Origin of the sequence: Pseudomonas sp. WS 5411 (assembly GCF_012985595.1) — a bacterium.
GTDB classification, from domain to species: domain Bacteria; phylum Pseudomonadota; class Gammaproteobacteria; order Pseudomonadales; family Pseudomonadaceae; genus Aquipseudomonas; species Aquipseudomonas shahriarae.
This window is the reverse complement of the sequence record NZ_JAARMC010000024.1, coordinates 58,077-82,571: the sequence shown is the minus strand read 5'-3', so window position 1 is coordinate 82,571 and position 24,495 is coordinate 58,077. Positions and strand designations below refer to the sequence as shown.

Here is a 24,495-nt window from a genome sequence, read left to right as displayed (position 1 = left end):
TCAACCAGATCAAAATCGAAAACCCACACCTGTGGGATGCCGACATGAAGGAAGAAGCGACCCAGATGATCCTGCAAGGGACCCAGCTGGAGATCGAATACGCACGCGACACCATGCCGCGCGGCGTGTTGGGCATGAACGCCGCGATGATGGAGGACTACCTCAAGTTCATCGCCAACCGTCGCCTGTCGCAGATCGGCTTGAAAGAAGAATACCCAGGGACCACCAACCCGTTCCCGTGGATGAGCGAGATCATGGACTTGAAGAAAGAGAAGAACTTCTTTGAGACCCGCGTGATCGAGTATCAGACCGGTGGGGCGTTGAGCTGGGATTGATCCGATGCTATCGCCGGCTTGCCGGCGATAGCGATCTATCAGGCGCCACGCATCAGTTCGAGACTTGCTCAAGAAAGATCAGTTTCAGGGGTTCCTGGAGCAAGTCATCCGCCGTGGCGGCAAAGCGCTGGAAGTACGGCATTGCGAAATGCGCATCGAGGGCCGCCTGGTTTTTGAACGCTTCACGCATATAGAACGTGCCCGGCTCATCACGCAGTTCGAACAACACGTAATCCAGGTTGCCAGGCTCGGTGCGGGTTGGCTCGACCAAGGCCAGCAGGCCTGCCTTCAGTGCTTGTTCCTGGCCTGGCTTGGCCTTGAGTACGGCGATGGATATCAAAGGTTTGGTCATGCTGGCGACTCCGTTGGTAGGTTGGCTGGCACATGCAGCGAGCATCATACACAGCGATAAGCCCATGGCTTTGATCAGGGTGGTCATTGGAAATCCTCAAGCACAATCTTGCCCCGCGCCTTGCCGCTTTCGACCAGGGCATGGGCGCTGCGCATATTGGCCGCGTTGATCGCACCGAAATGTGCGCCCAGGGTGGTGTGCAACACGCCCTGGTCGATCAGTTGTGCAACCCGGTTGAGCAGGTGGTGTTGCTGGATCATATCCGCCGTTTCAAACAACGAGCGGGTGAACATCAGTTCCCAGTGCAAGGACAACGATTTGAGCTTGAGCGGCATCACATCCAGGCTGGCGGGATCGTCGATCAACCCCAGCCGCCCTTGTGGGCGCAGCACTTCGACCAGTTGCGGCAGGTACTCCTCGGTATGCGTGAGGCTGGCGACATGGCTGACCGCGTCAATCCCCAACGCTTGGAGCTGGGCCAGCATCGGCCGGCGATGGTCGATCACATGATGGGCCCCCATGCGCTGGACCCACCCAATGGTTTCCGGGCGCGAAGCCGTGCCGATCACCGTCATGTTGGTGAGTTGACGGGCCAGTTGCACCAGGATCGAACCCACGCCGCCGCCAGCCCCCACCACCAGCAGCACATCGCCCTCGCCGCCGCCTTCGGTCACGCCCAGGCGGTCGAACAGCAGCTCCCAGGCGGTGATCGAGGTCAGCGGCAAGGCGGCGGCGTGCGCCGCATCCAGTGTGCGCGGACGATGGCCGACGATGCGCTCATCAACCACCTGGAACTCGCTGTAGCTGCCGGAGCGGATCAGGGAGCCGGCGTAGTACACCGCGTCGCCCGGTTTGAACAGGGTCACGTCGGCGCCCACCTGGCGCACGATGCCCGCCGCGTCCCAGCCGAGGATTTTCGGCTCCTTGGCAAAGGTGCCGGAACGCACCTTGGTATCGACCGGGTTGACCGCCACGGCCTGCACTTCCACCAGCAGGTCCCGAGGGCCCGGCTGGGGGGCTTCGATATTCACATCAATCAGCGAGCGCGGGTCGTCGATGGGCAGGCCATGCTCGGTAAAGGTAATTGCTTTCATGGGAACTCACGAGTGATGAGGGGCGATGGCCCTCGATGGCTTGCATCTTTACCGTTCCCAGGGAGAAGAAAAATCGACAAAATGCAGCAACACTTTCATTGTTGGAGTGAAAATGATCCGCATCGATGATCTCGGGCTGTTTCTGCGCAGCGCCGCCCTGGGCAGTTTCACCGCCGCAGCCGTGGAGGCCAACCTGTTGCCGGGCCAGGTCGCGGCGGCGATCAAGCGCCTGGAGCGGGAGCTGGAGGTACGCCTGTTTACCCGCACCACCCGCAGCCTGCGCCTGAGCGCCGAGGGCGAACAGTACCTACCCACCGCCCGTGGCGTGCTGGAGCAATTGGAGCTGGGCCGCGAACGCTTGCGCGGCGATGACGCGCCACTGCGTGGCACCTTGCAGATCGCCGCGCCGTCGGACCTGGGGCGCAATATCCTGCTGCCGATGCTCACCGAGTTTCGCCGCCAGCATCCTGAGTTGAGCTTGCGCTTTCTGGTGTCGGACCAGGTCACCAACCTGTTTCGCGACCCGGTGGACGTGGCCCTGCGTTATGGCTGGAACGAGGACGCCAATTACATCGCCCTGCCCCTGGCACCCTGGAACCGCCGGGTGCTGGTGGCATCACCGGACTACGTGACGCGCCACGGCACACCGACATCCGTCGACGACCTGACCCGCCACCCGTGCCTGCTCTATCTGCAAAACGGCCGCCTGCATGACCGCTGGGAGCTAGGCGAAAAGACCGTGCAAGTCACCGGCCCCTTGTTCAGTGACGACGCCGATGTGGTGCGGCGCTGGGCCGTCGCCGGTGAAGGCATCGCCTACAAGACCTGGCTGGATGTGTATGCCGATGTGCAGGCCCAGCGCCTGGTGGTGCTGTTGCCGGAGATTCCCGGGGATGTGTACCCCCTGAGCTTCGCCTGCCCCCATCGCGGGCAGATGTCGCGGGCGGTCACCCAGTTGTATCAGTGGTTGAACCAGCAGTTCAGCGCTCTGCAGCGCCTGTGAACCCTTTTGTAGTGGATTAGGAAAGACGCGGTTTTTATGCCCAATCAAACCATCAAGACGCCCTGCGTCGGCCTGTGTTCCACCGTGTATGGCGACCTGGTGTGCCGTGGCTGCAAGCGCTATCACCATGAAGTCATTCAGTGGAATGGCTACAGCGCCGAGGAAAAACAAGCGGTCTGGCTGCGCCTTGAGCAGTTGCTGGTGCAGGTCATGACCAGCAAGCTGGAGGTGTTTGACCCGGCGCGCCTGCGCCAGCAACTGGAAGAGCGCAAGATCCGTTTTATGCCGCACCAGTCGCCTTATTGCTGGGCTTATCAGCTGATTGCCCGGGGCGCGCGGGTGATTTCCAGGCTGGATGCGTATGGTTTGGCGTTGCTGCCGGAGTTTCGCGAGCGGCACCTGGCGGATTTGCGTGATGCGATTGATCGGGAGTTTTTCCTGCTGTCGCAGGCGCATTACCAACGCTACATCGCGCCGGATTTTTTGCGCGAGGCGTTTGGGCCGGCGTTGATTGCTACCCTCTAAAGCACACCCAACCCCCCCTGTGGGAACGGGCTTGTGTGGGAGCGGGCTTGCTCGCGAAGGCGGTGGATCAGTCACCTATGCACCAACCGACACTACGCCTTCGCGAGCAAGCCCGCTCCCACAATTGGTCCTCATTTACCTTGAGGTGTCAGTGAGTCCACGACGCCGCACGCTCGGTGTGCAGGCCGTATCGCTCAATCGCCCGCTGACACACCTGCGCCTCCAGGCTGCCCTGTTCCACCAGGGCGGCCAGCGCGGCGAGCACGATGTGGTGGCGGTCCACCTCGAAGAAATCGCGCAACGCCGCACGGGTGTCGCTGCGCCCGAAGCCATCGGTGCCGAGCACGGTGTAGTGGGCCCCCAGGTAGGAACCGATCATCTGCGGCACCGCCCGCACGTAGTCCGAGACGGCAATCACCGGCGCGCCGTCGGGCAGGCAGGTCGCCAGGTGGCTGCACTGTGGGCTTTGCAGTGGATGCAGGCGGTTCCAGCGCTCCACCTCACGCGCATCGCGGGCCAGTTCGCTGAAGCTGGTCACGCTGAATACCTCGCTGTCGATCTGCCAATCGTCCGCCAGTAACTGCGCGGCGGCCTGGGCCTCGCGCACCAGGGTGCCGGAGCCGAGCAGGCGCACCTTGGCCCCGGCACTGCCCTCAAGGCGGTACATGCCCTTGATAATCGCCGCCTCGACGCCTTCGGGCAGGGTCGGTTGCGGGTAGTTTTCGTTCATCAGGGTCACGTAGTAGAACTCGTCCACATCGTGCTCAAGCATCTGGCGCATGCCGTGGTCGAGAATCACCGCAAATTCGCCGGCAAACGCCGGGTCGTAAGCACGGCAGTTAGGCACGGTCGCGGCCATCAGGTGGCTGCTGCCGTCCTGGTGCTGCAGGCCCTCGCCGCCCAAGGTGGTGCGCCCCGCCGTGGCGCCGAGCAAAAAGCCGCGGGCGCGCTGGTCGGCGGCGGCCCAGATCAGGTCGCCCACGCGCTGGAAACCGAACATCGAGTAGTAGATGTAGAACGGCAGCATGCGCAAGCCATGCACCGAGTAGCTGGTGGCCGCCGCGACCCAGGAACTGATAGCGCTGGCTTCACTGATGCCTTCCTCAAGGATCTGCCCGTCGGTGGCTTCGCGATAGCTGAGGATCGAACCGATGTCTTCCGGCTCGTAGCGCTGACCGACGCTGGAATAAATGCCGATCTGCTTGAACAGGTTGGCCATGCCGAAGGTGCGTGCCTCGTCGGCGACAATCGGCACGATGCGCGGGCCCAGGGCCTTGTCTTTGAGCAGGTTGCTGAGCATGCGCACAAAGGCCATGGTGGTGGACATTTCCTTGCCTTCGGCCTGGGTCGCAAAACCGCCGTAGCCACTCACTGGCGGCACAGGCACCGATTCAGCGCTCTGGCTGCGGCTGGGCACATAACCGCCCAAGGCTGCGCGGCGCTGGTGCAGGTAGCGCATTTCGGCGCTGTCGGCGGCGGGTTTGTAGAAGCTCAGAGATTCGGTCTGCTCGTCGCTCAGGGGCAACTGGAAGCGGTTGCGAAAGCCGATCAGCGCGTCGCGATCGAGTTTTTTCTGCTGGTGGGTGGTCATCTTGCCCTGCCCGGCCTCGCCCATGCCAAAGCCTTTCTTGGTCTGGGCCAGGATTACCGTAGGGCGCCCCTTGACCCGCCGCGCGGCGTGATAGGCAGCATGGATTTTCAGCATGTCGTGGCCGCCGCGCTTGAGACGGTCGATCTGCTCATCGCTCAAGCCGGCCGCCAGCTTGGCCAGGGATTCATTTTGGCCAAAGAAGTGCTCGCGGTTATAGGCACCGTCCTTGGCGGCAAAGGTCTGGAACTGCCCGTCCACGGTCTGGGACAAGGTGCGCACCAACGCGCCGTCCTCATCCTTGGCCAGCAAGGCGTCCCAGTCCGAACCCCACACCAGCTTGATCACGTTCCAACCGGCACCGGCAAACAGTGCCTCCAGCTCATCGATGATCCGGCCATTACCGCGCACCGGGCCATCGAGGCGTTGCAGGTTGCAGTTGACCACCCAGGTCAGGTTGTCCAGGCCTTCGCGGGCGGCCAGGGTCAGGGCTGACATGCTTTCCGGCTCGTCCATCTCGCCATCGCCGAACACACCCCAGACATGCCGGTCGGTGGTGTCCTGCAAGCCGCGATGGTGCAGGTAACGCATAAAGCGCGCCTGGAAAATCGAGCTGATCGGGCCTATGCCCATGGAGCCGGTGGGGAACTGCCAGAAGTCCGGCATCAACCACGGGTGCGGATAGCTCGACAGGCCACGGGCGCCTGCTTTGACCGCGCCCAGCTCCTGGCGATAGTGGGCCAGGTCCTGCTCGCTCAGGCGCCCCTCAAGAAAGGCCCGCGCGTAAATACCGGGCGCGGAATGCGGCTGGTAGAACACCAGGTCGCCGCCAACGTTGTCGTGACGGGCACGGAAAAAATGGTTGAAGCCCACCTCGAACAGGTCCGCCGCGCTGGCATAGCTGGCGATATGGCCGCCAAGTTCGCCATAGGCCTGGTTGGCACGCACCACCATGGCCAGGGCGTTCCAGCGCACCAGCGAGGCCAGGCGCTCTTCGGTGGCCAGGTCGCCGGGAAAGTGTGGCTGCTGGTCTACGGCGATGCTGTTGATGTAGGGCGTGCCATGGCGCGGCTTCCAACCGATGGCTGGCGTATTGCCGGCATCGGCCAGCATATCGAGGATCTCCCGCGCGCGCTCCGGGCCGGCATGGCGTACCAGGGAGTCCAGGGCGTCGCGCCACTCGGTGAGCTCCTGCTGGTCAATGGCTGTTTGATTAACTGTCTTTACGAAACCGTTCATGGGCACCTCCGAGCTGTTTTTTCCAGTTTATGTCTGCCCAAAAGGATTTTTTGACTGTTCTAGGTAGGTCAAAGAACGATTTGCAGCACAAAACGCTTAAACATGGCTGATTAAAAGCACGTTGTGCTTCCTTCACCTGAGTCAACGCAATTGTGTTTAAAATGCCGCCCGTTTAATGATCGACGCTGCCCGATGACCCCAGACGCCCTCGCCCTGCTCCACACTCACTTGCTGACCGCCCTGCGTGACGTGCCGGTGGAAACCCGTCGCCTGTTCCACGGCCGGGGTCGTTGCTGGCCGGGGCTGGAGCAGTTGACCGTGGATTGGCTGCAAGGCGTGGTGCTGGTTTCGTTGTTCAAGGAGCCTGAGCCCGCGCAACTGCAAGCCTTGCAACACCAACTGCGCGAGCTCTGCGAAAGCCGCGAATGGCAACAGGCCGGCGCCCACACTCTGGCCCTGCAACATCGCTACTTGCCGCAAAGCACCACCGAATGGCTGTGGGGCGAGAGGGTCGAGGAATTGACCATCACCGAAGGCGGCCTGCGTTATCGCATCGACCTGGGCAAAAAGCAGAACAGTGGGCTGTTTCTAGATATGCGCTACGGCCGCAACTGGGTGCGCGAACACGCCCGTGGCTTGCGGGTGCTGAACCTGTTTGCCTATACCTGCGGGTTTTCCGTGGCCGCCATCGAGGGCGGGGCCGAGCATGTGGTCAACCTGGATATGGCCCGTGGCGCCCTGAGCCGGGGTCGCGACAATCACCGGCTCAATGGCCATGACCTGGGCAAGGTGAGCTTCCTGGGGCATGACTTGTTCAAGTCCTGGGCGAAAGTCACCAGCAGCGGCCCCTATGACCTGGTGATCATCGACCCGCCGTCGTTTCAGAAAGGCAGCTTCCTGCTGACCAAGGACTACCAGCGCGTGCTGCGTCGCCTGCCCGACCTGCTGACACCCCAAGGCACGGTCTTGGCCTGCATGAATGACCCGGCGCTGGGCGAAGACTTCCTGATCGAGGGCGTCACCCGCGAAGCGCCGGGGCTGCGTTTTGAGCAGCGCCTGGCAAACCCGCCGGAATTTCCCGACATTGATCCGCAAAGTGGTCTGAAGGCCCTGGTGTTCCGTCAGGGCTGATGCCGAATCCTTCTGCGCTTGCTACGCTCAACCTAAGGCCTTGGTGGTGAACCTTATCCCCTCCTTCCCGGTCGATACCTGCATCCCTTGGCCAGATTCGACGCTCAACCGCCGTCGGCTGCCCCGTTTCACCTTTTGGAGAACGCCCCTGTGATATCGACCCTGCATGTAGCCAGACTCAAAGCCTGGGGCGCCCATGGCTTTACCGCCACCGGCGTGGTGCTGGCCTTCCTTGCGACGCTGGCGCTGCTGGAGAACCAACCCAAGGCCTGCCTGCTGTGGCTGGGCCTGGCGTTGATTGTGGATGGCGTGGACGGGTCGCTGGCGCGGCGGGTCAATGTGCAGACCGTGCTGCCAAGCTTCGATGGCTCGGTACTGGACCTGGTGATTGACTACCTGACGTATGTGTTTATCCCGGCGCTGTTTATCTACCGCTATATCGACCTGCCGGACTTCACCCACCTGTTCACCGTCTCGGTGATCCTGGTGTCGTCGTTGTTCTGCTTCTGCAACGTCAATATGAAGAGCAAGGACAACTACTTCCAGGGCTTCCCCGCAGCCTGGAATGTGGTGGCGCTGTGTGTCTACATTATCGACCCGGACGCCTGGATAACCTTGGCCACGGTGATCGGCCTGGCGCTGCTGACGGTGACGCCGATGAAGTTCCTGCACCCGTTCCGGGTCAAGCGCTTTATGCCGATCAATATTGCGGTGACCACGGTGTGGCTGCTGTGCAGCCTGTTGCTGGTGATCGACCAGCCGTACACCAACAAGCTGACCATGGGCTTGTGGTTGTTGATGTCGGCGTATTTCCTGGGGATTTGTATCTGGCGTACGGCGATGGAGTGGTTGGATAAATCGCGCAAGGCATAACCCGTGAAGTGTTGTGGCGAGCCGCCCTCGCCACAGCAACCCAGCGCAAGACCGGCAGTCAGAACGCCAGCTTGAAACCAATCAACCCCAGCATCACCGCCAGGCACGGACGCAACAGCTCATCCGGCACCCGGCCGGACATATGGCTGCCGAAGTAGATACCCGGCAGCGAGCCCATCAGCAAGAACCCCAGCAAATGCCAGTCCATATTACCCATGCTCGCATGCCCAAGGCCCGCGACCAGGGTCAGGGGGACTGCGTGGGCGATTTCGGTGCCCACCAGGCGCTTGGTGGCCAAAAACGGGTACAGGATAAACAGCGCCACGGTGCCCAGGGCGCCGGCACCGATGGAGGTCAGGGCAACCATGGTGCCGAGGATCGCCCCAGTGAATACCGTCAACCCATTCAGGTTGCGCGGGCTCATATGGTAGTTGTCGCCCGCATGGCGCTGGGCAAAGGCCAACAATCGCTTCTTGAACAGAATCGCCAGGGCCGTCAGTAACAGCACCACTCCCAGGGCTTGCTTGATCACTTCGTTCATCGCGCTGGGATCGGTATGCAGGCTCTTGAGGAACCACAGCGTCAGCAACACCGCCGGCACACTGCCCAGGGTCAGCCAGCCGGTGATGGTCCAGTCGATGTTCTTGTTCTTGCCATGCACCAGCACCCCACCGGATTTGGTGATGGCGGCATACAGCAGGTCGGTACCCACGGCGGTCGCCGGGTTGATGCCGAACCACAGCAGGATCGGGGTCATCAACGACCCTCCACCGACGCCGGTCATGCCAACGATAAAACCAACAATCAGGCCCGCCACCACAAAACCAAAATTACCCACATCCATTACAGCTACCTGCGGCCTTATAAAATTCTGGCGGCAGCATAGCGATTTTTCTTATAACTACTTATATCAATACGATCTGACTTTATTCCTTTTGTGTTTTGCAGATTTATTTGCCGCACCGTGCATCCAATCGGCCACGCCGTGAGTAGTACAGGAAGCAGCCGCAGCGCTGCTCAGCTGTTCACCCTTACGGAGAGACATCGATGAACGCTAAACCCCTGCTCTGCCTGACCTGCCTGCTGATTGCCGCACCGGCGGCCTTTGCCCAGACCAGCCTGCCCGACAGCATCAAGGTGCCGGACGGGCACAAGCTGATCCTGGAAACCACCGGTGTCGGCGAAATCACCTACGAATGCCGCGACAAGGCCAACGCTGCCGGCCAGACCGAGTGGGTCTTTGTTGGCCCCAAGGCGGTGCTCAACGATCGTAGCGGTAAGCAAGTGGGTACCTACTTCGGCCCGCCTGCCACCTGGCAGGCCAAGGACGGTTCGAAAGTCACCGGCACCCAACTGGCCGTGGCGCCGTCCAGCGCCGGCAACCTGCCCTATCAGTTGGTCAAGGCCAATCCGGCTGAAGGCCAGGGTGCCATGACCGGCGTCAGCTATATCCAGCGCGTGGCGCTCAAGGGTGGCGTGGCGCCGAGTGCCGAATGCAGCACCGCCACCAAGGGCCAGCAGCAAGTGGTGAAGTACCAGGCGGACTACCTCTTCTGGGCGGCCAAATGACTCGCCCGGCCAGAAAACTCGTCTAAGCTGCTGCGATAGCACCCCGGCCACTCTGGGCCGGGGGTTGACCCTGAAATGGCGGCCCCAGTCCTTGCCCGAACTTCTCTTTGACTATGAAGCCTGCCTGTTGGCCTGCGCCCGTGGTGAACAGCAAGCCTTGCGTCAGTTGTATGAACACGATTGCGCCCGTCTGCTCGGCGTGGCCAAGCGCATCGCACGGGACACGGCCCTGGCAGAGGACATCGTGCATGAGGCATTTATCAACATCTGGAACGGCGCCAGCGGGTTCGACCCGCGCCGGGGTTCGGCCCGTGGCTGGGTGTACAGCGTGACCCGGCATATGGCGCTCAACGTTATGCGTAAAAGTCAGCGTGAGGTCGCGCTCAGTGATGAGCACGAACGCACACTGGTGGCTGAGCCCACGGCCGAGCACTTCGAGTACCGCGCCCGCAGCGGCAAGGTTTATCAGTGCCTGGAGCATCTTGAACCGTCGCGCCGCAGTTGCCTGTTGCATGCGTATGTCGATGGCCTGTCCCACAGTGAAATCGCACAGAAACTGGACACCCCGCTGGGGACTGTCAAAGCCTGGATCAAACGCAGCCTCGCGGCCTTGCGTGAGTGCATGGCATGACACCCGACGAATTGGACGAACTGGCCAGCGAATACGTGCTGGGGACCTTGGCCGCAGATCAACGTTTGCAGGTGCAGCAACGCCTGGAACACGACGCGCCCTTGCGCGCGGCGGTGGATGCCTGGGAACAGCGCCTGCTGCCCCTGACCGAACTGGCCGAGCCGCTGGCGCCGTCGCCCTACCTGTGGCGACGCATTGAACGCAGCCTGGGCCATCACACCCTGGGCGATGCGCGGTCAGTGCCGTGGTGGAACCTGCTCGCCCTGTGGCGTGGCCTGGCCGGTGCAGGCTTGTTGGCCAGTCTGGTGCTGGCCACACTGCTGCTGACCCGCCCCGCCGCCGTCAACCCGACCGCCTACGTGGTGGTGCTGATGGCGCCACAGAGCCAGGCGCCGGGCTGGGTGATCCAGGCCAGCAACGATCAGCAAATCCAGCTGATCCCCCTGGGCGTGGTGCAGATACCGGCAGACAAGGCGCTGGAGTTCTGGACCAAGGGTGATGACTGGCAAGGCCCGGTTTCGCTTGGGTTGGTCAAGCCGGGGCAAAGCCTGTCGATCCCTCTGGATAAACTGCCGCCGCTGGCGCCCAACCAACTGTTCGAGCTGACCCTGGAAGGCCCCAATGGCTCGCCGACCGGCAAGCCGACCGGGCCGATCCAGGCGATTGGCCGTGCGGTAAAGGTGATCTAGCACTGGATTAAAACGCCGACTCGCGCCATCCTCCGCGTTTTACGCCGCCTTATCTGCGGCGCTTGACGCTCAAAGGATATGTTCATGCACGACCACGCCCTCGCCCCTGCCGATTTCGAGTTCATCGAAGACATTCTGCTCAAATACGGCGACGACAACTCGGTGTTGAACCTGGCCGAGCTCGACGGCTACTTCACGGCCCTGGTGTCCGGCCCGGCGCCGGTGGACGTTGCCATCTGGTTCCCGGCCATCTGGGGTGGGCAGGTCCCGGCCTGGGAAAGCAAGGAAGAACTCGGGCAGTTTATCGACCTGTGCACGCGCCATCTCAACAGCCTTGCCCTGCAGTTGGCCAGCGATGCCCAGGGTTTTGAGGCACGCTTTGAACAAACCGAACACCAGGACCAGCCGCTGACCCTCGCCGAGGAATGGTGCTTTGGCTATATCCGTGGCGCCGCGATCAGCGAATGGCCGCCCCTGCCGAGCGAACAGGCGGCACAGTTGGAAGCCATCTCCTGGTGCGCCGAGCAGGACAACTTCGAATTGCCGGCCGACCTGGATGTCGCCGCCCATCAGCAGCAGGTGGCGCGCATCGAACCAGCCGCCAGGGCCTTGCATGCCTATTGGCTGAGCCAGCGCGGTTAAACCTGCGCCACGATTTGACCCTGCCGTGCCGGATGGTCGATTATTCGTTTCCGCCAGCCGGCCACTCCCAGCCACCGCGCCTTGAATCAGGAGCCTTGTACCTTGAGTTCGCAGAAAACCGTGACCGTGACACCGCCCAACTTTCCATTGCACGGCAAGGTAGCGCCTCCCGGCTCCAAATCCATTACCAACCGCGCCCTGTTGCTGGCGGCCCTGGCCAAGGGCACCAGCCGCCTGAGCGGCGCGCTGAAAAGCGACGACACCCGACATATGTCCGTGGCCTTGCGCCAGATGGGCGTGACCATTGATGAGCCGGATGACGTGACCTTTGTCGTCACCGGCCACGGCAAACTGCAACTACCGGCGCAACCCCTGTTCCTGGGCAACGCCGGCACCGCAATGCGCTTTCTTACGGCCGCCGTGGCGACCGTGGAAGGCAGCGTGGTACTGGATGGCGACGCGTACATGCAAAAGCGCCCGATCGGCCCGCTACTGGCGACCCTGAACCAGAACGGCATCCAGGTTGAAAGCCCCACCGGCTGCCCGCCCGTGACCGTGCATGGGCGCGGCAAGGTGCAGGCCAAGCGCTTCGAGATCGACGGTGGCCTGTCCAGTCAGTACGTGTCGGCGCTGTTGATGCTCGCGGCGTGCGGCGAGGCCCCTATCGAGGTGGCCCTGACCGGCAAGGATATTGGCGCCCGTGGCTATGTCGACCTGACCCTGGATTGCATGCGCGCGTTCGGCGCCCAGGTGGACGTGGTCAACGACAGCACCTGGCGCGTGGCCCCCACCGGCTACACCGCCAACGATTATCTGATCGAACCCGACGCTTCGGCGGCCACCTACCTATGGGCGGCTGAAGTACTCACGGGCGGCAGCATCGACCTGGGCGTCGCGGCCCAGGACTTCACCCAGCCCGACGCCAAGGCCCAGGCCGTGATCGCGCAATTCCCGCAGATGCCGGCCACAGTGGTCGGCTCGCAGATGCAGGACGCCATCCCGACCCTCGCAGTGCTGGCGGCGTTCAACAACACCCCGGTACGGTTCACCGAACTGGCCAACCTGCGGGTCAAGGAATGCGACCGCGTCCAGGCCCTGCATGACGGCCTCAACGAGATCCGCCCGGGGCTGGCGACCATCATCGGTGACGACTTGCTGGTGGCCAGCGATCCGGCGTTGGCGGGCACTGCGTGCACCGCACTGATCGACACCCACGCCGACCACCGCATCGCCATGTGCTTTGCGCTGGCAGGCCTGAAAGTCTCGGGCATCAGGATTCAGGACCCGGACTGCGTGGGCAAGACCTATCCTGAGTACTGGAACGCCCTGGGCAGCCTGGGCGTGCAACTGACCTACTAAGCCGTCAGCACCAGCGTGGGGAGGGAGTGATCATGACAATTCGCCAACCCTGCCCACCGGCTGTGTGTGACTGCGAGCGCGAGCAACTGCTCGAGGCCCCCGGTGCCGACCAGCGCATCCTGCAACTGACCCGCCAGGAAGAAAAAAAGCTGCTCGAACGCCTGGAAAACCTGCAAAGCCTGGCCGATCTGGAACGCATGCAACACCTGATGCACCAGCAACTGGGCATCCGCGTGCATATCGCCCCGGGGCATACCGAAGTCAAAAGCATGCGCGGGATCCAGATCGTCATCGACGACCTGCCGGGGCTGTGTCGCAAGACGCGGCAGTCGATTCCGGCAGCCATTCGCAAAGGGATGGAGAAACGGCCGGAGATTGCTTATCGGTTGCTGGATGCCCATGACCTGTTTCGCGACAGCCCGCCGTTGTTGTGAGCAACGGGCTTGATCAGACCCGTTGCCACAACAGCCGCCGATCAGGCCAAGCGGTTTTGCACAAACACCTGGGCCTTGCGCGCCATCTGATCGAAATGCCGGTCCCGCTGTTTCTCGGCGTCGATCATCGCGCGCTTGCCGTGTTTGTTTAGCAGATAGGTGTGAATCTGCCGCACTTCCAGGGAGCTGTAGATCGACGCCACATCCAACACGCCCATCAGGCCATCGGTGCTGTAGTCACGGGTATTCATCAATACCTGAGTGCCACGCACGCCGCGCACCTGAAAGCCCATGGCTTCGAACGCCGGGACTTTTTCCACCGCGCAGGTCAGTTCGCCATGGGGGTAACGGCCGAGCATGTCGTCCATCATCGCCCGCGCCACGCCCTGGCGGCGGTGGCTGGCATGCACGGCCATATAGGTCGCGCCACAGGCCTCGGGGTCATCCTTGACCGGCAGGTACAGCAGGAAGCCAATGACCTTGGCCAGATCCTGCTCATCCATCGCGACAATCAGCTCAACCGCAATGCCCTTGCCCCCGCCCAGCGCTTCCAGGTACAGGTGCACTTCGTAGCCGATTGCATATTGGTAGATGTTGTACAGCAGGTTGCTCGGCGGGATGGCGACCATGCTGATATCGGTCAGGTAGTCGACCACCATCTGCAGAATCTGGCTGTTGACCGGCTCGGGGCATGGGCTTGCGTAGTGGGTAAGGGTGAACATCGAATTCCTGTTTCCTGGTATTTCGCATCAAGGCTGGCGGGATTGTACCCGTTCTGCGCCACACACCTCGCGCAAACAGCCACGCAGCCAACGATGCGCGAGGTCGGCATCCAGCCGTGGATGCCAGAGCATCGCCACGCTGAACTCCGGGACGTCGACCGGCAGGGCAAAGCTGAACAGGCCATCGCGCAGGCCATGGGTATAACGCTCAGGGACGCTGGCAATCAGGTCGGTCCTTTGCGCCAGTGCCACGGCGGTGGAGAACCCGGTGACGATGGTCGCCACGTCACGCGTGAGGTGCAAGGCCTCAAGGGCATCGTCGATCTGCCCGCGCTCGCGCCCGCGCCGGGACACGTAGATATGCCGGCCGGCGGCGTAGCGTGCAGGGGTGATGGGCCCCTGGCTCAGTGGATGGCCGGCGCGGACCACGCCGATAAAGCGGTCGCGAAACAGTAACTGGGTCAGCACTTCGGGGTTGGCCGTGCTATCGACCACGCCGGTTTCCAGGTCCACGCCGCTGTCGCGCAGCGGTGTGCCGGGCTTATGCACAAAGTGCAGGCGTACGCCGGGCGCCTGCGCGGCGATATGGGCCAGCAGCGCCGGGCCAAAGCTCTCGACAAACCCTTCGCTGGTGCGCAGCACAAAGGTTCGCTGCAGGCTCTTGAGATCCAGGACCTGCAGCGGACGCAGCAGCGCTTCGGCATCCTGTACCAGTTGGCTGACCCGTTCGCGCAGCTCCAGGGCGCGTGGCGTCGGCACCAGGCCTCGGCCGGCGCGCACCAGCAACGGGTCACCGGTGGTTTCACGCAGCCGCGCCAACGCCCGGCTCATGGCCGAGGGGCTCAGGCCCAGGCGCTGGGCGGCACGGGCGACGCTGCCTTCGGCGAGCAGCACGTCCAGGGTGACCAGCAGGTTGAAATCGGGAAGCGACACGGCGGCAATCCTCATCAGGCGTTTGACGCAGGCATAGAGTGCAACTGCTGCGTCTTCCGCCATGCTAGGCGAGACCATAGAGTGCAGGCAACGACTAGGTGCAGCACAAGGAAAATCCCATGACGTCCCCTACCCCACGCGGCGCGCTCGCCGGTTTATCGTTGTGCATGCTCCTGGCTGCACTGGGCACCAGCATTGCCAATGTCGGCCTGCCGCAGATGGCCGAGGGCTTTACGGCAGCCTTTGCAGCGGTGCAATGGGTGGTGCTGAGTTATCTGCTGGCGATCACGGCCGTGCTGGTGGGTGTGGGCCGCCTGGGGGATCGGTTCGGCCATCGACGCCTGCTGCTGGCGGGTGTGGCGGTCTTCGCCGTGGCATGCGCCCTGTGCAGCGCCGCGCCCTCCCTCGGTGCGTTGGTCGCGGCGCGGGCGCTGCAAGGGCTCGGCGCAGCGACCATGATGGCAATGACCATGGCGCTGGTCACCGCCACCGTGCCCAAGGAGCAGACCGGGCGCGTCATGGGTTTGCTGGGAACGATGTCGGCGGTGGGTACCGGCTTGGGGCCGGCCATCGGTGGCGCACTGATTGCGGCGTCGGGCTGGCGCGCGCTGTTCCTGGTCATGCTGCCGTTGGCCGCCCTGGCGTTTGTGCTGGTGCAGCGCACACAGGCCGACAGAGATCCGCCACCACCCGCTGGCGGCCGCGTCAGTGTCTTCTCGGCACTCCATGACCGAGCCCTGGGCGCCGGGCTTGGCATGAGTACGCTGGTGGCGGCCGTGATGATGACCACCCTGGTCGCCGGGCCGTTTTACCTGAGCCATGGCCTAGGGCTGGATCCCACGCCTATGGGCCTGGCCATGGCTGTCGGCCCGTGCGTCGCGGCGCTCGCGGGCATACCGGCCGGGCGCCTGACCGACCGCTGGGGCAGCTATGCCACGACGCTTGGCGGCCTGTTGTGCATGCTCGCCGGCTGCTTGATGTTGGTGTTGCTGCCCTTGGACGCTGCAGGTTATATCGGCGCGCTGGTGATCCTCACCCTGGGCTACGCGCACTTTCAGGCGGCCAACAACACAGCGGTGATGAGCAATCTGTCGGCGGATCGACGCGGCGTGATCGCGGGCTGGTTGAACCTGTCGCGCAATCTGGGCCTGATTATCGGCGCCTGGGCCCTGGGCGCGGTGTTTGCCTGGGGCACTGGCGATCTCCAGTCAGCCCTCCCCGCAGCAGTCGGCCAAGGCTTGCGCGTGACCTTTGCGGTGGCCGCAGGGCTGGTTGTGCTGGCGCTGCTGCTGGCCTTGGGGCGCCAGGTAAAAACGCTGCAAGCCACAGCGGCGCCTTGACAAGGGAAAATCGTAACAGCTATTGTCTGACAACCTGATCACCTAGGTTTTGCCATGCTTGAGCTTCAGCGTCCAGATTCCCTCGTTGTGCGTGTTGTCAGCGCCATACGGGCCGAGATTGACTCCGGACAACTGGCGCCCGAGTCGCGCCTGCCCACCGAGCAGCAACTGGCGGAACAGTTGAATGTCAGCCGTTCGGTGGTGCGCGAGGCGATTGCCCAGCTCAAGGCCGATGGCGTGCTGACCGCCCGCCGTGGCCTGGGCTCGTTTATTTCGCAGACCCCGGCCGGTACGGTGTTCCGCTTTCCGGAAAAGAATGGCCGACGCCCTGACCTCGCGCAAATGTTCGAAGTGCGCCTGTGGATCGAAACCCAGGCGGCCTCCATTGCCGCCCAACGCCGCGACGCCGAGGACCTGCAACGCATGAAACGTGCCCTGCAGGAAATGCACGATAAGCGCGCCGACTTTGAGGCCGCTGCACTGGCCGACGTGGAGTTTCACCGGGCCATCGCCGACGCCAGCAAAAACGAGTATTTCGTCGCCTTCCACGACTTTCTGCGCAGCCAGTTGGCCAGCGCACGCAAGACCGCCTGGGAAAACTCGGCGTCGCGCTTTGCCAGCGGCTCGGCGGATGCCACCCAGGAACACCAGGCGTTGTACCAGGCCATCGTCGACGCCGACCCCCAGGGCGCTGCCGCCGCCGCCGAGGCGCATTTGCGTGCCGCCGCCAAACGCTTGCAACTGGAGCTGCCGGCCACCCATTGATCCATCGAACACCTATAAAGCGTGCCCGCGGGCACGCTGTTTTTTTAACAAAAACATTAGTCTGACAACCTGATAAGCAGACTGAAATGTACTGATTTAGGTAGCCCACATGATTTATGACTTTTGCATCATCGGTGGCGGCATTGTCGGCCTGGCCACCGCGATGGAGTTGCTCAAGCGCCAGCCCAACGCGTCCCTGGTGATCCTGGAAAAGGAAGCGGTGCTGGCCAAGCACCAGACCGGCCATAACAGCGGCGTGATCCATGCCGGCATCTACTACGCACCCGGCAGCCTCAAGGCCGACCTGTGCAAGCGTGGCGCCGAGGCCACCAAACAGTTCTGCAGCGAGCATGGGATCAAGTTCGAGGTGTGCGGCAAATTGCTGGTGGCCTCCACGGCCCTGGAAGTGCAGCGCATGGAAGCGCTGTATGCGCGCTCGCAGCTCAACGGGATGAAGGTCGAGCGCCTGGACGCCGAGCAACTGCGTGCCCGCGAGCCGAACATTGTCGGCCTGGGCGGGTTGTTCCTCGATGCCACCGGGATAGTCGACTACCGCCAGGTCTGCGAAACCATGGCTGCAGTGATTCGCCGCAACGGGGGTGAGATCTGCCTGGAAAAAACCGTCACGGCGATTGCCGAAGACACCGACAAAGTCACCGTCAGCACCCACGACGGCGCCTGGCAAGCGCGGCACCTGGTGGTGTGCGCGGGCCTGCAATCGGACCGCCTGGCGACCCTGGCCGGGATTGATATCGACCACCAGATCATCCCCTTCCGTGGCGAGTATTTCCGCTTGCCGGCGTCGAAGAACAACATCGTCAACCACTTGATCTACCCGATCCCGGATCCGGAGCTGCCGTTTCTGGGGGTGCACCTGACCCGCATGATTGATGGCAGCGTCACCGTCGGCCCCAATGCGGTGCTGGGCCTGGGCCGGGAGAACTACAAGAAGTTTTCCGTCAACTGGAAGGATGTGGCCGAGTACGCACGCTTCCCCGGCTTCTGGAAAACCATCTGGCAGAACCTCGGCTCCGGCAGCGTGGAAATGAAGAATTCGTTGTTCAAGTCCGGCTACCTGGAGCAATGCCGCAAGTACTGCCCATCCCTGGAACTCGACGACCTGCTGCCCTATGAAGCCGGGATCCGCGCCCAGGCGGTGATGCGCGACGGCAGCCTGGTGCACGATTTCCTGTTCGCCCAGACGCCGCGCATGTTGCACGTGTGTAACGCGCCGTCACCGGCGGCCACCTCGGCGATTCCGATTGGCGAAATGATCGCCGACCGCATGTTCACCCCCAACTAAACACCCCCCTGTAGGAGCTGTCTCGCCCCGCGAGGCTGCGATGACGGCGGCGCAGGCAACCAATGTATCGCCTGCCCCAGCGCTATCGCAGCCTCGCCAAGGCTAGACAGCTCCCACATTTGATCGCGTTCGCAACACCCTAATAAATATAATGACTGAGAAGGAAGTACAGCATGACGGCAAAAGCCCACAACCCGGCCACGGTGGAAACCCCGGTACAAACCAAGAAGCGCCTGCGCAAGGTGGCTGCTGCCACCATCTTCGGTTCGATGCTGGAGTGGTATGACTTCTACCTCTACGCAACCATGGCGGCGATTGTCTTTTCGAAGATCTTCTTTGATAACAGCGACCCGAAAACCGCGACCTTGATGGCGTTCTCCACCTTTGCCATCGGCTTTATCGCCCGCCCCTTCGGCGGCATCCTGTTCGGCTACCTGGGCGACAAGTTCGGCCGCAAACATGTGCTGGTGTTGACCTTCTGCATGATGGGCGTGTGCACCACCCTGATCGGCCTGATCCCCAGCTATGCCTCGATTGGCATCTGGGCGCCGATCATTCTGGTGTTTATCCGCATCATCCAGGGCCTGGGTGCCGGTGCCGAGCTGTCGGGCGCGGCGGTCACTTCCTACGAGCATGCTTCAGAAGGCAAGCGCGGCAGCCAGGGGGCCTGGCCGGCGCTGGGCTTGAACCTGGGCCTGCTGCTGTCGTCGCTGACCGTGTACCTGCTGACCATCAATGGCAATGAGTTCCTGTTGGCTGGCGGCTGGCGCATCCCGTTTATCTGCAGTATCGCCCTGGTGGGTGTGGGCCTGTGGGTGCGTAACAGCATCCCGGAAACCCCCGAGTTCAAAGAGCTGAGCCAGGAGCCGGCCAAGGCCAAGGTCTCGCCGCTCAAGGCCCTGTTCAAGAATGATCTCAAGGGCCTGGCGGTGGTGTTCTTCGTGGCCATTGGCTACAACGCCCTGAGCTACATCTTCAAGACCTTCTCCCTGGCCTATCTGACGCAGTTCAAGGGCGTTGATGTGCACGTCACTTCGCTGTCGGTGACCATCGCCAGCCTGGTGGCGATTGTCGCCGTGCCATGCTTCGGTTGGCTGTGTGACAAGTGGAGCAGCAAGTCGGTGCTGGTGCTGGGCGGCGTGCTGTCGCTGCTGTTCGCCTACCCGTTCCTGGCGCTGTTGAACACCGGCGAAAGCCTGATGATCTACCTGGCCATCGGGATCGGCACCGGGATCCTCGCGCCGATGATGTTCGCGCCACAGGGCTCGTTCCTCAGCCGTCAGTTTCCGACCCAGACCCGTTCTTCGGGTTTCGGTACCGGCCGTGAAATCGGCACGGCTATCGCCGGTGGCCTGGCGCCTTTGGGGGCCTTGTCGATGGTGGCTGCCTCGACCACTCACTCGACAGACGGCGTGGTGATCATTCTGGCCATCGCGTCGGTGCTGGTGGTGGTGTTTGCCCTGTGTGACCAGGGTCGCAAGCACTCGGCATTCAAGAACTAAGGGCAAAATATTGCCCAAGGGGTGCATCTGCGCCCCTTGATCGCGCATCATGGGCACTTTCATGCTCAAGGGAAACGTCCATGCGCGTTCTGTCATTGATGATGGGTGTTACCACGCTGGCCGCCAGTCTGGTGTTTTGCGCCACCGCGTCGGCGAGCGAAGAGAGTCAATTGATCGACTCGATCAACCAGTACCGCAGCCAGGTGCAGCGCTGTGGCGACCAGGGCTCCCAGGAGTTGCCGCCGCTGGCGGTCGACCCACGCCTGGTGTTGCCGGTCAATAATGTCGGCGATTTGCAGCAGGCCCTGGCCCAGGTGGCCTACCCGATGGTCAACGTGCAGGCGATCAGCCTGTCCGGGCCTCGCGACTCGCAATCGGCGATGAAAGCGGTACGCGAGAGCTTCTGCCGGGTGGTGCTCGACCCGCAATTCGTCGATATCGGCGTCAGCAACAATGGCCAGGACTGGCGCATTGTCCTCGCCCGCCCACTGTTGAGCCGTGGCTTGGCCAGCTCCCAGGACGCCGGCCCGCAGTTGCTGGAGATGGTCAACGCCGCCCGCAAACAACCGCGCCAGTGTGGTGAGCAGGCCTTCGCGGCCACCACGCCACTGGTCTGGAACGCCCAGTTGGCCAGCGCCGCCGACAGTCATGCACGCAATATGGCCAACCACAACTTCTTCGACCACCTGGACCGCGACGGTCGGACCCCGGGCGACCGCGCGGAACTGGCCGGTTATGTGGCGCAACAGGTCGGCGAGAACATCGCGGCCGGCCTGGACACGCCGCGCAAGGTGGTTGACGGCTGGCTCGCCAGCCCCGGGCATTGCGCCAACCTGATGAACCCACAATTTCGCGAATTGGGCGCCGCCTATGGGCTGGATCCGAAAAGCGATGCGGGGATTTACTGGACGGCATTGTTGGGCACGCAATAGCGTCGAAACGAACAAGGTATTGAGTCGATGACAGACTGGCTGCAAGGCGGCGGTGAGATGGCCGAACGGGTTCGCCGCCATGACTGGGCCAACTCGCCCCTGGGGCCAATGGAGCAATGGCCGGACGTGCTCAAGACCACGGTGTCCCTGAGCCTTGCTTCCCGTTTCCCCCAGGCGGTGGTGTGGGGGCCCGAATTGATCACGCTGTATAACGACGCGTTCATTCCGGTGCTGGGCAACAAACCAGAGGCCCTGGGTCAACCCTTCAGCACGATCTGGCAGGAAGCCTGGAGCCAGATCCGCCCGATCGCCGATGCTGCATTCGACGGCCAGGCAACGTTTATCGAAGACTTCCCACTGATCGTCGAGCGTGGCGCGGCGCCGGAACAGGCTTATTTCACGTTCTGCTATAGCCCGATCCGCGACTCCACAGGCAAGGTGGTGGGGATGCTCGACACCGTGACCGAGACCACCAATACGGTGTTTATGACGCGCCGCCTGGCCGTGCTGGATGCCATCAGCCTCGGTGTGGCCAACGCCACCGATCCGGCGGCGATCATGGCGGCCACCACGCGGGTGCTGGCGACCCACCTGAACCTGTCCAACTGTGCCTATGCCGACATGGAGGCCGACGAAGACGGTTTTACCATCCGCGGCAACTGGGCCGCAGAAGGCTCGCCCAGCATCGTCGGGCATTATCGCCTGACGGACTTCGGCCAATTGGCGGTCGAGCGCCTGCAGGCCGGCGAGCCATTGATCATCAATGACAACCTGACGGAACTGACGCCCGAGGAGGCCGCGACCTTCCAGGCCATTGGCGTGACGGCAACGATTTGCATGCCGCTGATCAAGTCCGGGCGCCTGACCGCGCTGATGGCCATTCACGACCGCGTCCCGCGGCGCTGGTCTTCCTACGACCTGGCGCTGCTGGGTGAGGTCACGGAGCGCTCCTGGGCCCATATCGAACGGGTGCGGGCCGATGCCATTGTGCGTGAGGGCCTGTCGGCGCTGGCCGATTTGAATGCGACCCTGGAGCAACGGGTCATGGAGCGCACCACCCTGCTCAACCAGACTGAAGCGGCGTTGCGCCAGTCGCAGAAGCTCGAAGCCATTGGCCAGTTGACCGGCGGCGTTGCCCACGACTTCAACAACCTGCTGACAATCATCCGCTCGTCGGTGGACTTCCTGCGCATGCCCAACCTGCCCGAAGAGCGCCGCGAGCGATACATGAGTGCGGTGACCGATACCGTAGAACGCGCCAGCAAGCTGACCAGTCAATTGCTCGCCTTCGCCCGGCGCCAGCCGCTGAACCCACAAGTGTTCAATGTGGGCCAGCGCGTGCAAAACATCGGCGACATGCTGGAGACGCTCACCGGTGCGCGGATCCACGTCCGCGTCCAATTGCCGGAACAGGCGTGTTACATCTGCGCGGATTCCAGCCAGTTTGAAACCGCGCTGATCAACATCGCCCTCAATGCGCGGGATGCGATGAATGGCCAGGGTACGCTGGTGTTACGCCTGGACCGGGACCAGCCGTTGCCATGCATTCGCGGGCATGGCGGCTCCGGCAAACCCTTCGTCGCGATCTCCCTGGCGGACACCGGCAGCGGGATTGCCTCGAGTACCTTTGAACGCATCTTCGAACCGTTCTTCACCACCAAGGAAGTCGGTAAAGGCACCGGGCTTGGGCTGTCGCAGGTATTCGGGTTCGCCAAGCAGTCGGGAGGCAATGTCGATGTCGCCAGTGTGCTCGGCCAGGGCACCGTGTTTACCCTGTACCTGCCGCAGGTGGAGCCGGAGACGATCCTCGACAACGTGGTCGAGACGCCGCTTGAACTGGCCCCGGACGCCGGGCGACGGCGCATCTTGATCGTGGAGGACAACCTCGAAGTGGGCCGCTTCGCCAACCAGATTCTGCAGGACCTGGGCTACCAGACGGTGTGGGCCACCCATGCCGAAGAAGCCCTGGAAATGATCGGCCCGGATGCCCGGGCATTCGATGGGGTGTTCTCCGACGTGGTGATGCCCGGCATCGGCGGCGTGGCGCTGGCCCGGGAGTTGCGCCGGCGCCGGCCCGATCTGCCGGTGATCCTCACCTCCGGCTACAGCGAGGAACTGGCCAAGTCCGGTTATGACGGCTTTGAGTTTCTCGCCAAACCCTACTCCGCCGACCAGGTCTCACGGGTGCTGGCCAAGGCTATGGCAAGGACTGAAGCCTAGGACGCGACCACCACCTGGTTGCGCCCCAAGGCCTTGGCGCGGTACAGGGCTTTGTCGGCCGTGTTCATCAAGTGCTGCAAGTCGTCGCCCACGGCATGCGTCGAGGCCACCCCCAGGCTCGCACTCAACACCTGCACCGGGTCAATGGTCAAACCGGCAATGGCGCGGATCAGTTGTTCGCCGATGTCCCGTGCTACCTCAAGCGTGGTGTCGGGCAACAACACCGCAAACTCCTCGCCCCCCAGGCGGCCATAGATATCCGTCTGGCGAAAGGAGGCGCTGATCACCTGGCCAATCTGCTGCAACACCCGGTCACCCGTCTGGTGGCCGTAGGTGTCGTTGATGGCCTTGAAGTGATCCATGTCCAGCATCAGCGCACACAGGGGCTGGCGAGTGCGTTTGCATTGGTCATACAGCACCTGGGCCTTTTCGAAAAACGCCCGGCGGTTCATCAGCCCGGTGAGTTCGTCGGTCTCGGCGGCGCGCGTGGAAATACTGTGGGCCCGCTCTATTTCGCGGGTCAGGCGAAAGGCCTTCTCCAGGGCCTCGGACAATTTCCGCGAGGCGCCTACGACAAAGGATGAGAACACCAGCACTGCGATAGCCATGCCCATTTGCATCTTGGAAGGTTGAAACAGCAACCACAGGGTGCACGGCAACAGCACCAGGGCCATGGACACCATGGTCATGTAGCGGTAGGCCGAGTAACACGACACCGCGCTGACGGACATCCCCACGGTAAAGAGGATGACCAGCGCCTGGGTCAAGCGGTCATCGGTGGGCATTATGGCAAGGGCACCGGCGCCCCAGATCCCCGCAGAAAGCACCAGCGTAATCCAATAATGGAGCTCCCAGCGGCGCGGCGTGCGCTCACTTCTGGGGCTGCGAAAATACTGGAAAAACATCAAAAAGCGCAGGAGCGACGAGCCGGACAGCAAGATCAGCCAGCCGATCATCAGGTCGCGATCAAGGCGGTCCCAACACAACCAGCACAACATGCCGGCGGCCAGATAGCTGCCGAAAACCGCAGAAAAGGATTGGCGAAACAACTGATGCAGGCAATCAGTCCGCACCTGCGCTTCGATGAAAAAATCCTGGTCCTGCTCACGCCCAAGGCCATTCATTTGATTCGCCTGATCAGTAGTGCCGCGACAAAATGGCATTGTGGCACCCTGCCAGTATCCAGAACAGCGAAATCCGCTGTAGATACCGCGTAAACGCCCATGTTAAAGCCATCGCGCCTCTGTAGGAGCCAGCTTGCTGGCAATGGCGATATGACTGTGAGCTGCAACGCCACGTCGCCCGGCGTCCACA

The 24,495-nt window shown here is 62.7% G+C and carries 24 protein-coding genes; 17 read left to right on the top strand and 7 right to left on the bottom strand.

Annotation, left to right across the window (positions count from 1 at the left end):
* On the top strand, positions 1–335 hold a 335-nt coding region (locus HBR93_RS23135; RefSeq protein ID WP_169961166.1), incomplete at its 5' end, for a ribonucleotide-diphosphate reductase subunit beta.
* 52 nt (positions 336–387) lie between these two features.
* On the opposite strand, the gene HBR93_RS23130 is transcribed toward HBR93_RS23135, so the two are convergent.
* Both HBR93_RS23130 and HBR93_RS23125 read right to left on the bottom strand, forming a co-directional pair.
* Positions 388–687, bottom strand: coding sequence for a putative quinol monooxygenase (locus HBR93_RS23130; protein WP_057441906.1), 300 nt, complete (start codon positions 685–687; stop codon positions 388–390).
* A gap of 83 nt (positions 688–770) precedes the next feature.
* Positions 771–1,781: a zinc-binding alcohol dehydrogenase family protein gene (locus HBR93_RS23125; RefSeq protein ID WP_057441901.1), complete on the bottom strand. Its 1,011-nt coding sequence runs from the start codon at positions 1,779–1,781 to the stop codon at positions 771–773.
* Between the two features lie 112 nt (positions 1,782–1,893).
* Between HBR93_RS23125 and HBR93_RS23120 the strand changes: the two genes are divergently transcribed.
* Positions 1,894–2,784, top strand: coding sequence for a LysR substrate-binding domain-containing protein (locus tag HBR93_RS23120; RefSeq protein ID WP_115128078.1), 891 nt, complete (start codon positions 1,894–1,896; stop codon positions 2,782–2,784).
* Between the two features lie 36 nt (positions 2,785–2,820).
* Positions 2,821–3,309: a DUF1289 domain-containing protein gene (locus HBR93_RS23115; RefSeq protein WP_057441896.1), complete on the top strand. Its 489-nt coding sequence runs from the start codon at positions 2,821–2,823 to the stop codon at positions 3,307–3,309.
* Positions 3,310–3,457: 148 nt separating this feature from the next.
* Here the strand turns inward: HBR93_RS23115 and mdeB are convergent, their stop codons facing one another.
* The gene (gene mdeB, locus HBR93_RS23110) at positions 3,458–6,136 is read right to left on the bottom strand and encodes an alpha-ketoglutarate dehydrogenase (protein ID WP_169961165.1); all 2,679 of its coding nucleotides are present in this window, start codon (positions 6,134–6,136) and stop codon (positions 3,458–3,460) included.
* A 192-nt stretch (positions 6,137–6,328) separates the two neighbouring features.
* On the opposite strand from mdeB, the gene HBR93_RS23105 reads away from it, so the two are divergent.
* Together HBR93_RS23105 and pcsA are read left to right on the top strand one after the other, a co-directional pair.
* Positions 6,329–7,267: a class I SAM-dependent methyltransferase gene (locus HBR93_RS23105; RefSeq protein ID WP_057959537.1), complete on the top strand. Its 939-nt coding sequence runs from the start codon at positions 6,329–6,331 to the stop codon at positions 7,265–7,267.
* A gap of 150 nt (positions 7,268–7,417) precedes the next feature.
* Positions 7,418–8,140 (top strand): phosphatidylcholine synthase, encoded by a 723-nt coding sequence (gene pcsA / locus HBR93_RS23100; protein WP_057441892.1) that lies wholly within the window; start codon positions 7,418–7,420, stop codon positions 8,138–8,140.
* 58 nt (positions 8,141–8,198) lie between these two features.
* Here the strand turns inward: pcsA and HBR93_RS23095 are convergent, their stop codons facing one another.
* The gene (locus tag HBR93_RS23095; RefSeq protein ID WP_057441891.1) at positions 8,199–8,984 is read right to left on the bottom strand and encodes a sulfite exporter TauE/SafE family protein; all 786 of its coding nucleotides are present in this window, start codon (positions 8,982–8,984) and stop codon (positions 8,199–8,201) included.
* 203 nt (positions 8,985–9,187) lie between these two features.
* On the opposite strand from HBR93_RS23095, the gene HBR93_RS23090 reads away from it, so the two are divergent.
* The 6 genes from HBR93_RS23090 (at position 9,188) to HBR93_RS23065 (ending at position 13,464) form a co-directional block, all read left to right on the top strand.
* A complete protein-coding gene (locus tag HBR93_RS23090; RefSeq protein WP_057959536.1) occupies positions 9,188–9,709 on the top strand; it encodes a DUF3455 domain-containing protein in 522 nt (173 codons plus the stop codon).
* A 91-nt stretch (positions 9,710–9,800) separates the two neighbouring features.
* Positions 9,801–10,340, top strand: coding sequence for a sigma-70 family RNA polymerase sigma factor (locus tag HBR93_RS23085; protein WP_120732819.1), 540 nt, complete (start codon positions 9,801–9,803; stop codon positions 10,338–10,340).
* Positions 10,337–11,029 carry an anti-sigma factor gene (locus HBR93_RS23080; RefSeq protein ID WP_057959534.1) on the top strand — a complete coding sequence of 231 codons (693 nt, stop codon included), beginning with the start codon at positions 10,337–10,339 and terminating at the stop codon, positions 11,027–11,029. Before HBR93_RS23085 ends, HBR93_RS23080 begins: the two co-directional genes overlap by 4 nt.
* An 84-nt stretch (positions 11,030–11,113) precedes the next feature.
* Positions 11,114–11,671 (top strand): UPF0149 family protein, encoded by a 558-nt coding sequence (locus tag HBR93_RS23075; RefSeq protein WP_057441885.1) that lies wholly within the window; start codon positions 11,114–11,116, stop codon positions 11,669–11,671.
* A 102-nt stretch (positions 11,672–11,773) separates the two neighbouring features.
* Entirely contained in the window at positions 11,774–13,030 is a 1,257-nt protein-coding gene (aroA, locus tag HBR93_RS23070) for a 3-phosphoshikimate 1-carboxyvinyltransferase (protein ID WP_057441883.1), read from the top strand.
* A gap of 32 nt (positions 13,031–13,062) precedes the next feature.
* A complete protein-coding gene (locus tag HBR93_RS23065) occupies positions 13,063–13,464 on the top strand; it encodes a hypothetical protein (protein WP_057959531.1) in 402 nt (133 codons plus the stop codon).
* Between the two features lie 41 nt (positions 13,465–13,505).
* Here the strand turns inward: HBR93_RS23065 and HBR93_RS23060 are convergent, their stop codons facing one another.
* Positions 13,506–14,186: a GNAT family N-acetyltransferase gene (locus HBR93_RS23060; RefSeq protein WP_169961164.1), complete on the bottom strand. Its 681-nt coding sequence runs from the start codon at positions 14,184–14,186 to the stop codon at positions 13,506–13,508.
* 27 nt (positions 14,187–14,213) lie between these two features.
* Complete coding sequence (locus HBR93_RS23055) at positions 14,214–15,119, bottom strand: LysR family transcriptional regulator (protein ID WP_057441905.1); 906 nt, start codon at positions 15,117–15,119, stop codon at positions 14,214–14,216.
* A gap of 119 nt (positions 15,120–15,238) precedes the next feature.
* Between HBR93_RS23055 and HBR93_RS23050 the strand changes: the two genes are divergently transcribed.
* The 6 genes from HBR93_RS23050 to HBR93_RS23025 all read left to right on the top strand — a co-directional run bounded on the left by HBR93_RS23050 (position 15,239) and on the right by HBR93_RS23025 (position 23,181).
* Entirely contained in the window at positions 15,239–16,459 is a 1,221-nt protein-coding gene (locus tag HBR93_RS23050) for an MFS transporter (protein ID WP_169961163.1), read from the top strand.
* A gap of 54 nt (positions 16,460–16,513) precedes the next feature.
* On the top strand, positions 16,514–17,224 hold the full coding sequence (locus HBR93_RS23045; protein WP_057441875.1) for a FadR/GntR family transcriptional regulator: 711 nt from the start codon (positions 16,514–16,516) through the stop codon (positions 17,222–17,224).
* 109 nt (positions 17,225–17,333) lie between these two features.
* Entirely contained in the window at positions 17,334–18,527 is a 1,194-nt protein-coding gene (lhgO, locus tag HBR93_RS23040) for an L-2-hydroxyglutarate oxidase (RefSeq protein WP_169961162.1), read from the top strand.
* Positions 18,528–18,700: 173 nt separating this feature from the next.
* A complete protein-coding gene (locus tag HBR93_RS23035; RefSeq protein ID WP_169961161.1) occupies positions 18,701–20,029 on the top strand; it encodes an MFS transporter in 1,329 nt (442 codons plus the stop codon).
* Positions 20,030–20,109: 80 nt separating this feature from the next.
* The gene (locus tag HBR93_RS23030; protein WP_120732807.1) at positions 20,110–20,961 is read left to right on the top strand and encodes a CAP domain-containing protein; all 852 of its coding nucleotides are present in this window, start codon (positions 20,110–20,112) and stop codon (positions 20,959–20,961) included.
* A gap of 27 nt (positions 20,962–20,988) precedes the next feature.
* On the top strand, positions 20,989–23,181 hold the full coding sequence (locus tag HBR93_RS23025; protein WP_169961160.1) for a response regulator: 2,193 nt from the start codon (positions 20,989–20,991) through the stop codon (positions 23,179–23,181).
* On the opposite strand, the gene HBR93_RS23020 is transcribed toward HBR93_RS23025, so the two are convergent.
* Positions 23,178–24,305, bottom strand: coding sequence for a GGDEF domain-containing protein (locus HBR93_RS23020; RefSeq protein WP_169961159.1), 1,128 nt, complete (start codon positions 24,303–24,305; stop codon positions 23,178–23,180). The genes HBR93_RS23025 and HBR93_RS23020 overlap by 4 nt on opposite strands.
* Positions 24,306–24,495: the final 190 nt, after the last annotated feature.

Excerpts from the sequence above, each read along its gene's own strand:
- HBR93_RS23020 (WP_169961159.1), bottom strand. The coding sequence starts at position 24,305 with ATGAATGGCCTTGGGCGTGAGCAGGACCAGGATTTTTTCATCGAAGCG.
- HBR93_RS23080 (WP_057959534.1), top strand. The coding sequence starts at position 10,337 with ATGACACCCGACGAATTGGACGAACTGGCCAGCGAATACGTGCTGGGG.
- HBR93_RS23065 (WP_057959531.1), top strand. The coding sequence starts at position 13,063 with ATGACAATTCGCCAACCCTGCCCACCGGCTGTGTGTGACTGCGAGCGC.
- HBR93_RS23060 (WP_169961164.1), bottom strand. The coding sequence starts at position 14,186 with ATGTTCACCCTTACCCACTACGCAAGCCCATGCCCCGAGCCGGTCAAC.
- HBR93_RS23030 (WP_120732807.1), top strand. The coding sequence starts at position 20,110 with ATGCGCGTTCTGTCATTGATGATGGGTGTTACCACGCTGGCCGCCAGT.
- HBR93_RS23025 (WP_169961160.1), top strand. The coding sequence starts at position 20,989 with ATGACAGACTGGCTGCAAGGCGGCGGTGAGATGGCCGAACGGGTTCGC.
- HBR93_RS23075 (WP_057441885.1), top strand. The coding sequence starts at position 11,114 with ATGCACGACCACGCCCTCGCCCCTGCCGATTTCGAGTTCATCGAAGAC.
- HBR93_RS23045 (WP_057441875.1), top strand. The coding sequence starts at position 16,514 with ATGCTTGAGCTTCAGCGTCCAGATTCCCTCGTTGTGCGTGTTGTCAGC.
- HBR93_RS23050 (WP_169961163.1), top strand. The coding sequence starts at position 15,239 with ATGACGTCCCCTACCCCACGCGGCGCGCTCGCCGGTTTATCGTTGTGC.
- HBR93_RS23125 (WP_057441901.1), bottom strand. The coding sequence starts at position 1,781 with ATGAAAGCAATTACCTTTACCGAGCATGGCCTGCCCATCGACGACCCG.
- lhgO (WP_169961162.1), top strand. The coding sequence starts at position 17,334 with ATGATTTATGACTTTTGCATCATCGGTGGCGGCATTGTCGGCCTGGCC.
- HBR93_RS23120 (WP_115128078.1), top strand. The coding sequence starts at position 1,894 with ATGATCCGCATCGATGATCTCGGGCTGTTTCTGCGCAGCGCCGCCCTG.
- HBR93_RS23115 (WP_057441896.1), top strand. The coding sequence starts at position 2,821 with ATGCCCAATCAAACCATCAAGACGCCCTGCGTCGGCCTGTGTTCCACC.
- HBR93_RS23105 (WP_057959537.1), top strand. The coding sequence starts at position 6,329 with ATGACCCCAGACGCCCTCGCCCTGCTCCACACTCACTTGCTGACCGCC.
- HBR93_RS23130 (WP_057441906.1), bottom strand. The coding sequence starts at position 687 with ATGACCAAACCTTTGATATCCATCGCCGTACTCAAGGCCAAGCCAGGC.
- mdeB (WP_169961165.1), bottom strand. The coding sequence starts at position 6,136 with ATGAACGGTTTCGTAAAGACAGTTAATCAAACAGCCATTGACCAGCAG.
- HBR93_RS23035 (WP_169961161.1), top strand. The coding sequence starts at position 18,701 with ATGACGGCAAAAGCCCACAACCCGGCCACGGTGGAAACCCCGGTACAA.
- HBR93_RS23090 (WP_057959536.1), top strand. The coding sequence starts at position 9,188 with ATGAACGCTAAACCCCTGCTCTGCCTGACCTGCCTGCTGATTGCCGCA.
- HBR93_RS23095 (WP_057441891.1), bottom strand. The coding sequence starts at position 8,984 with ATGGATGTGGGTAATTTTGGTTTTGTGGTGGCGGGCCTGATTGTTGGT.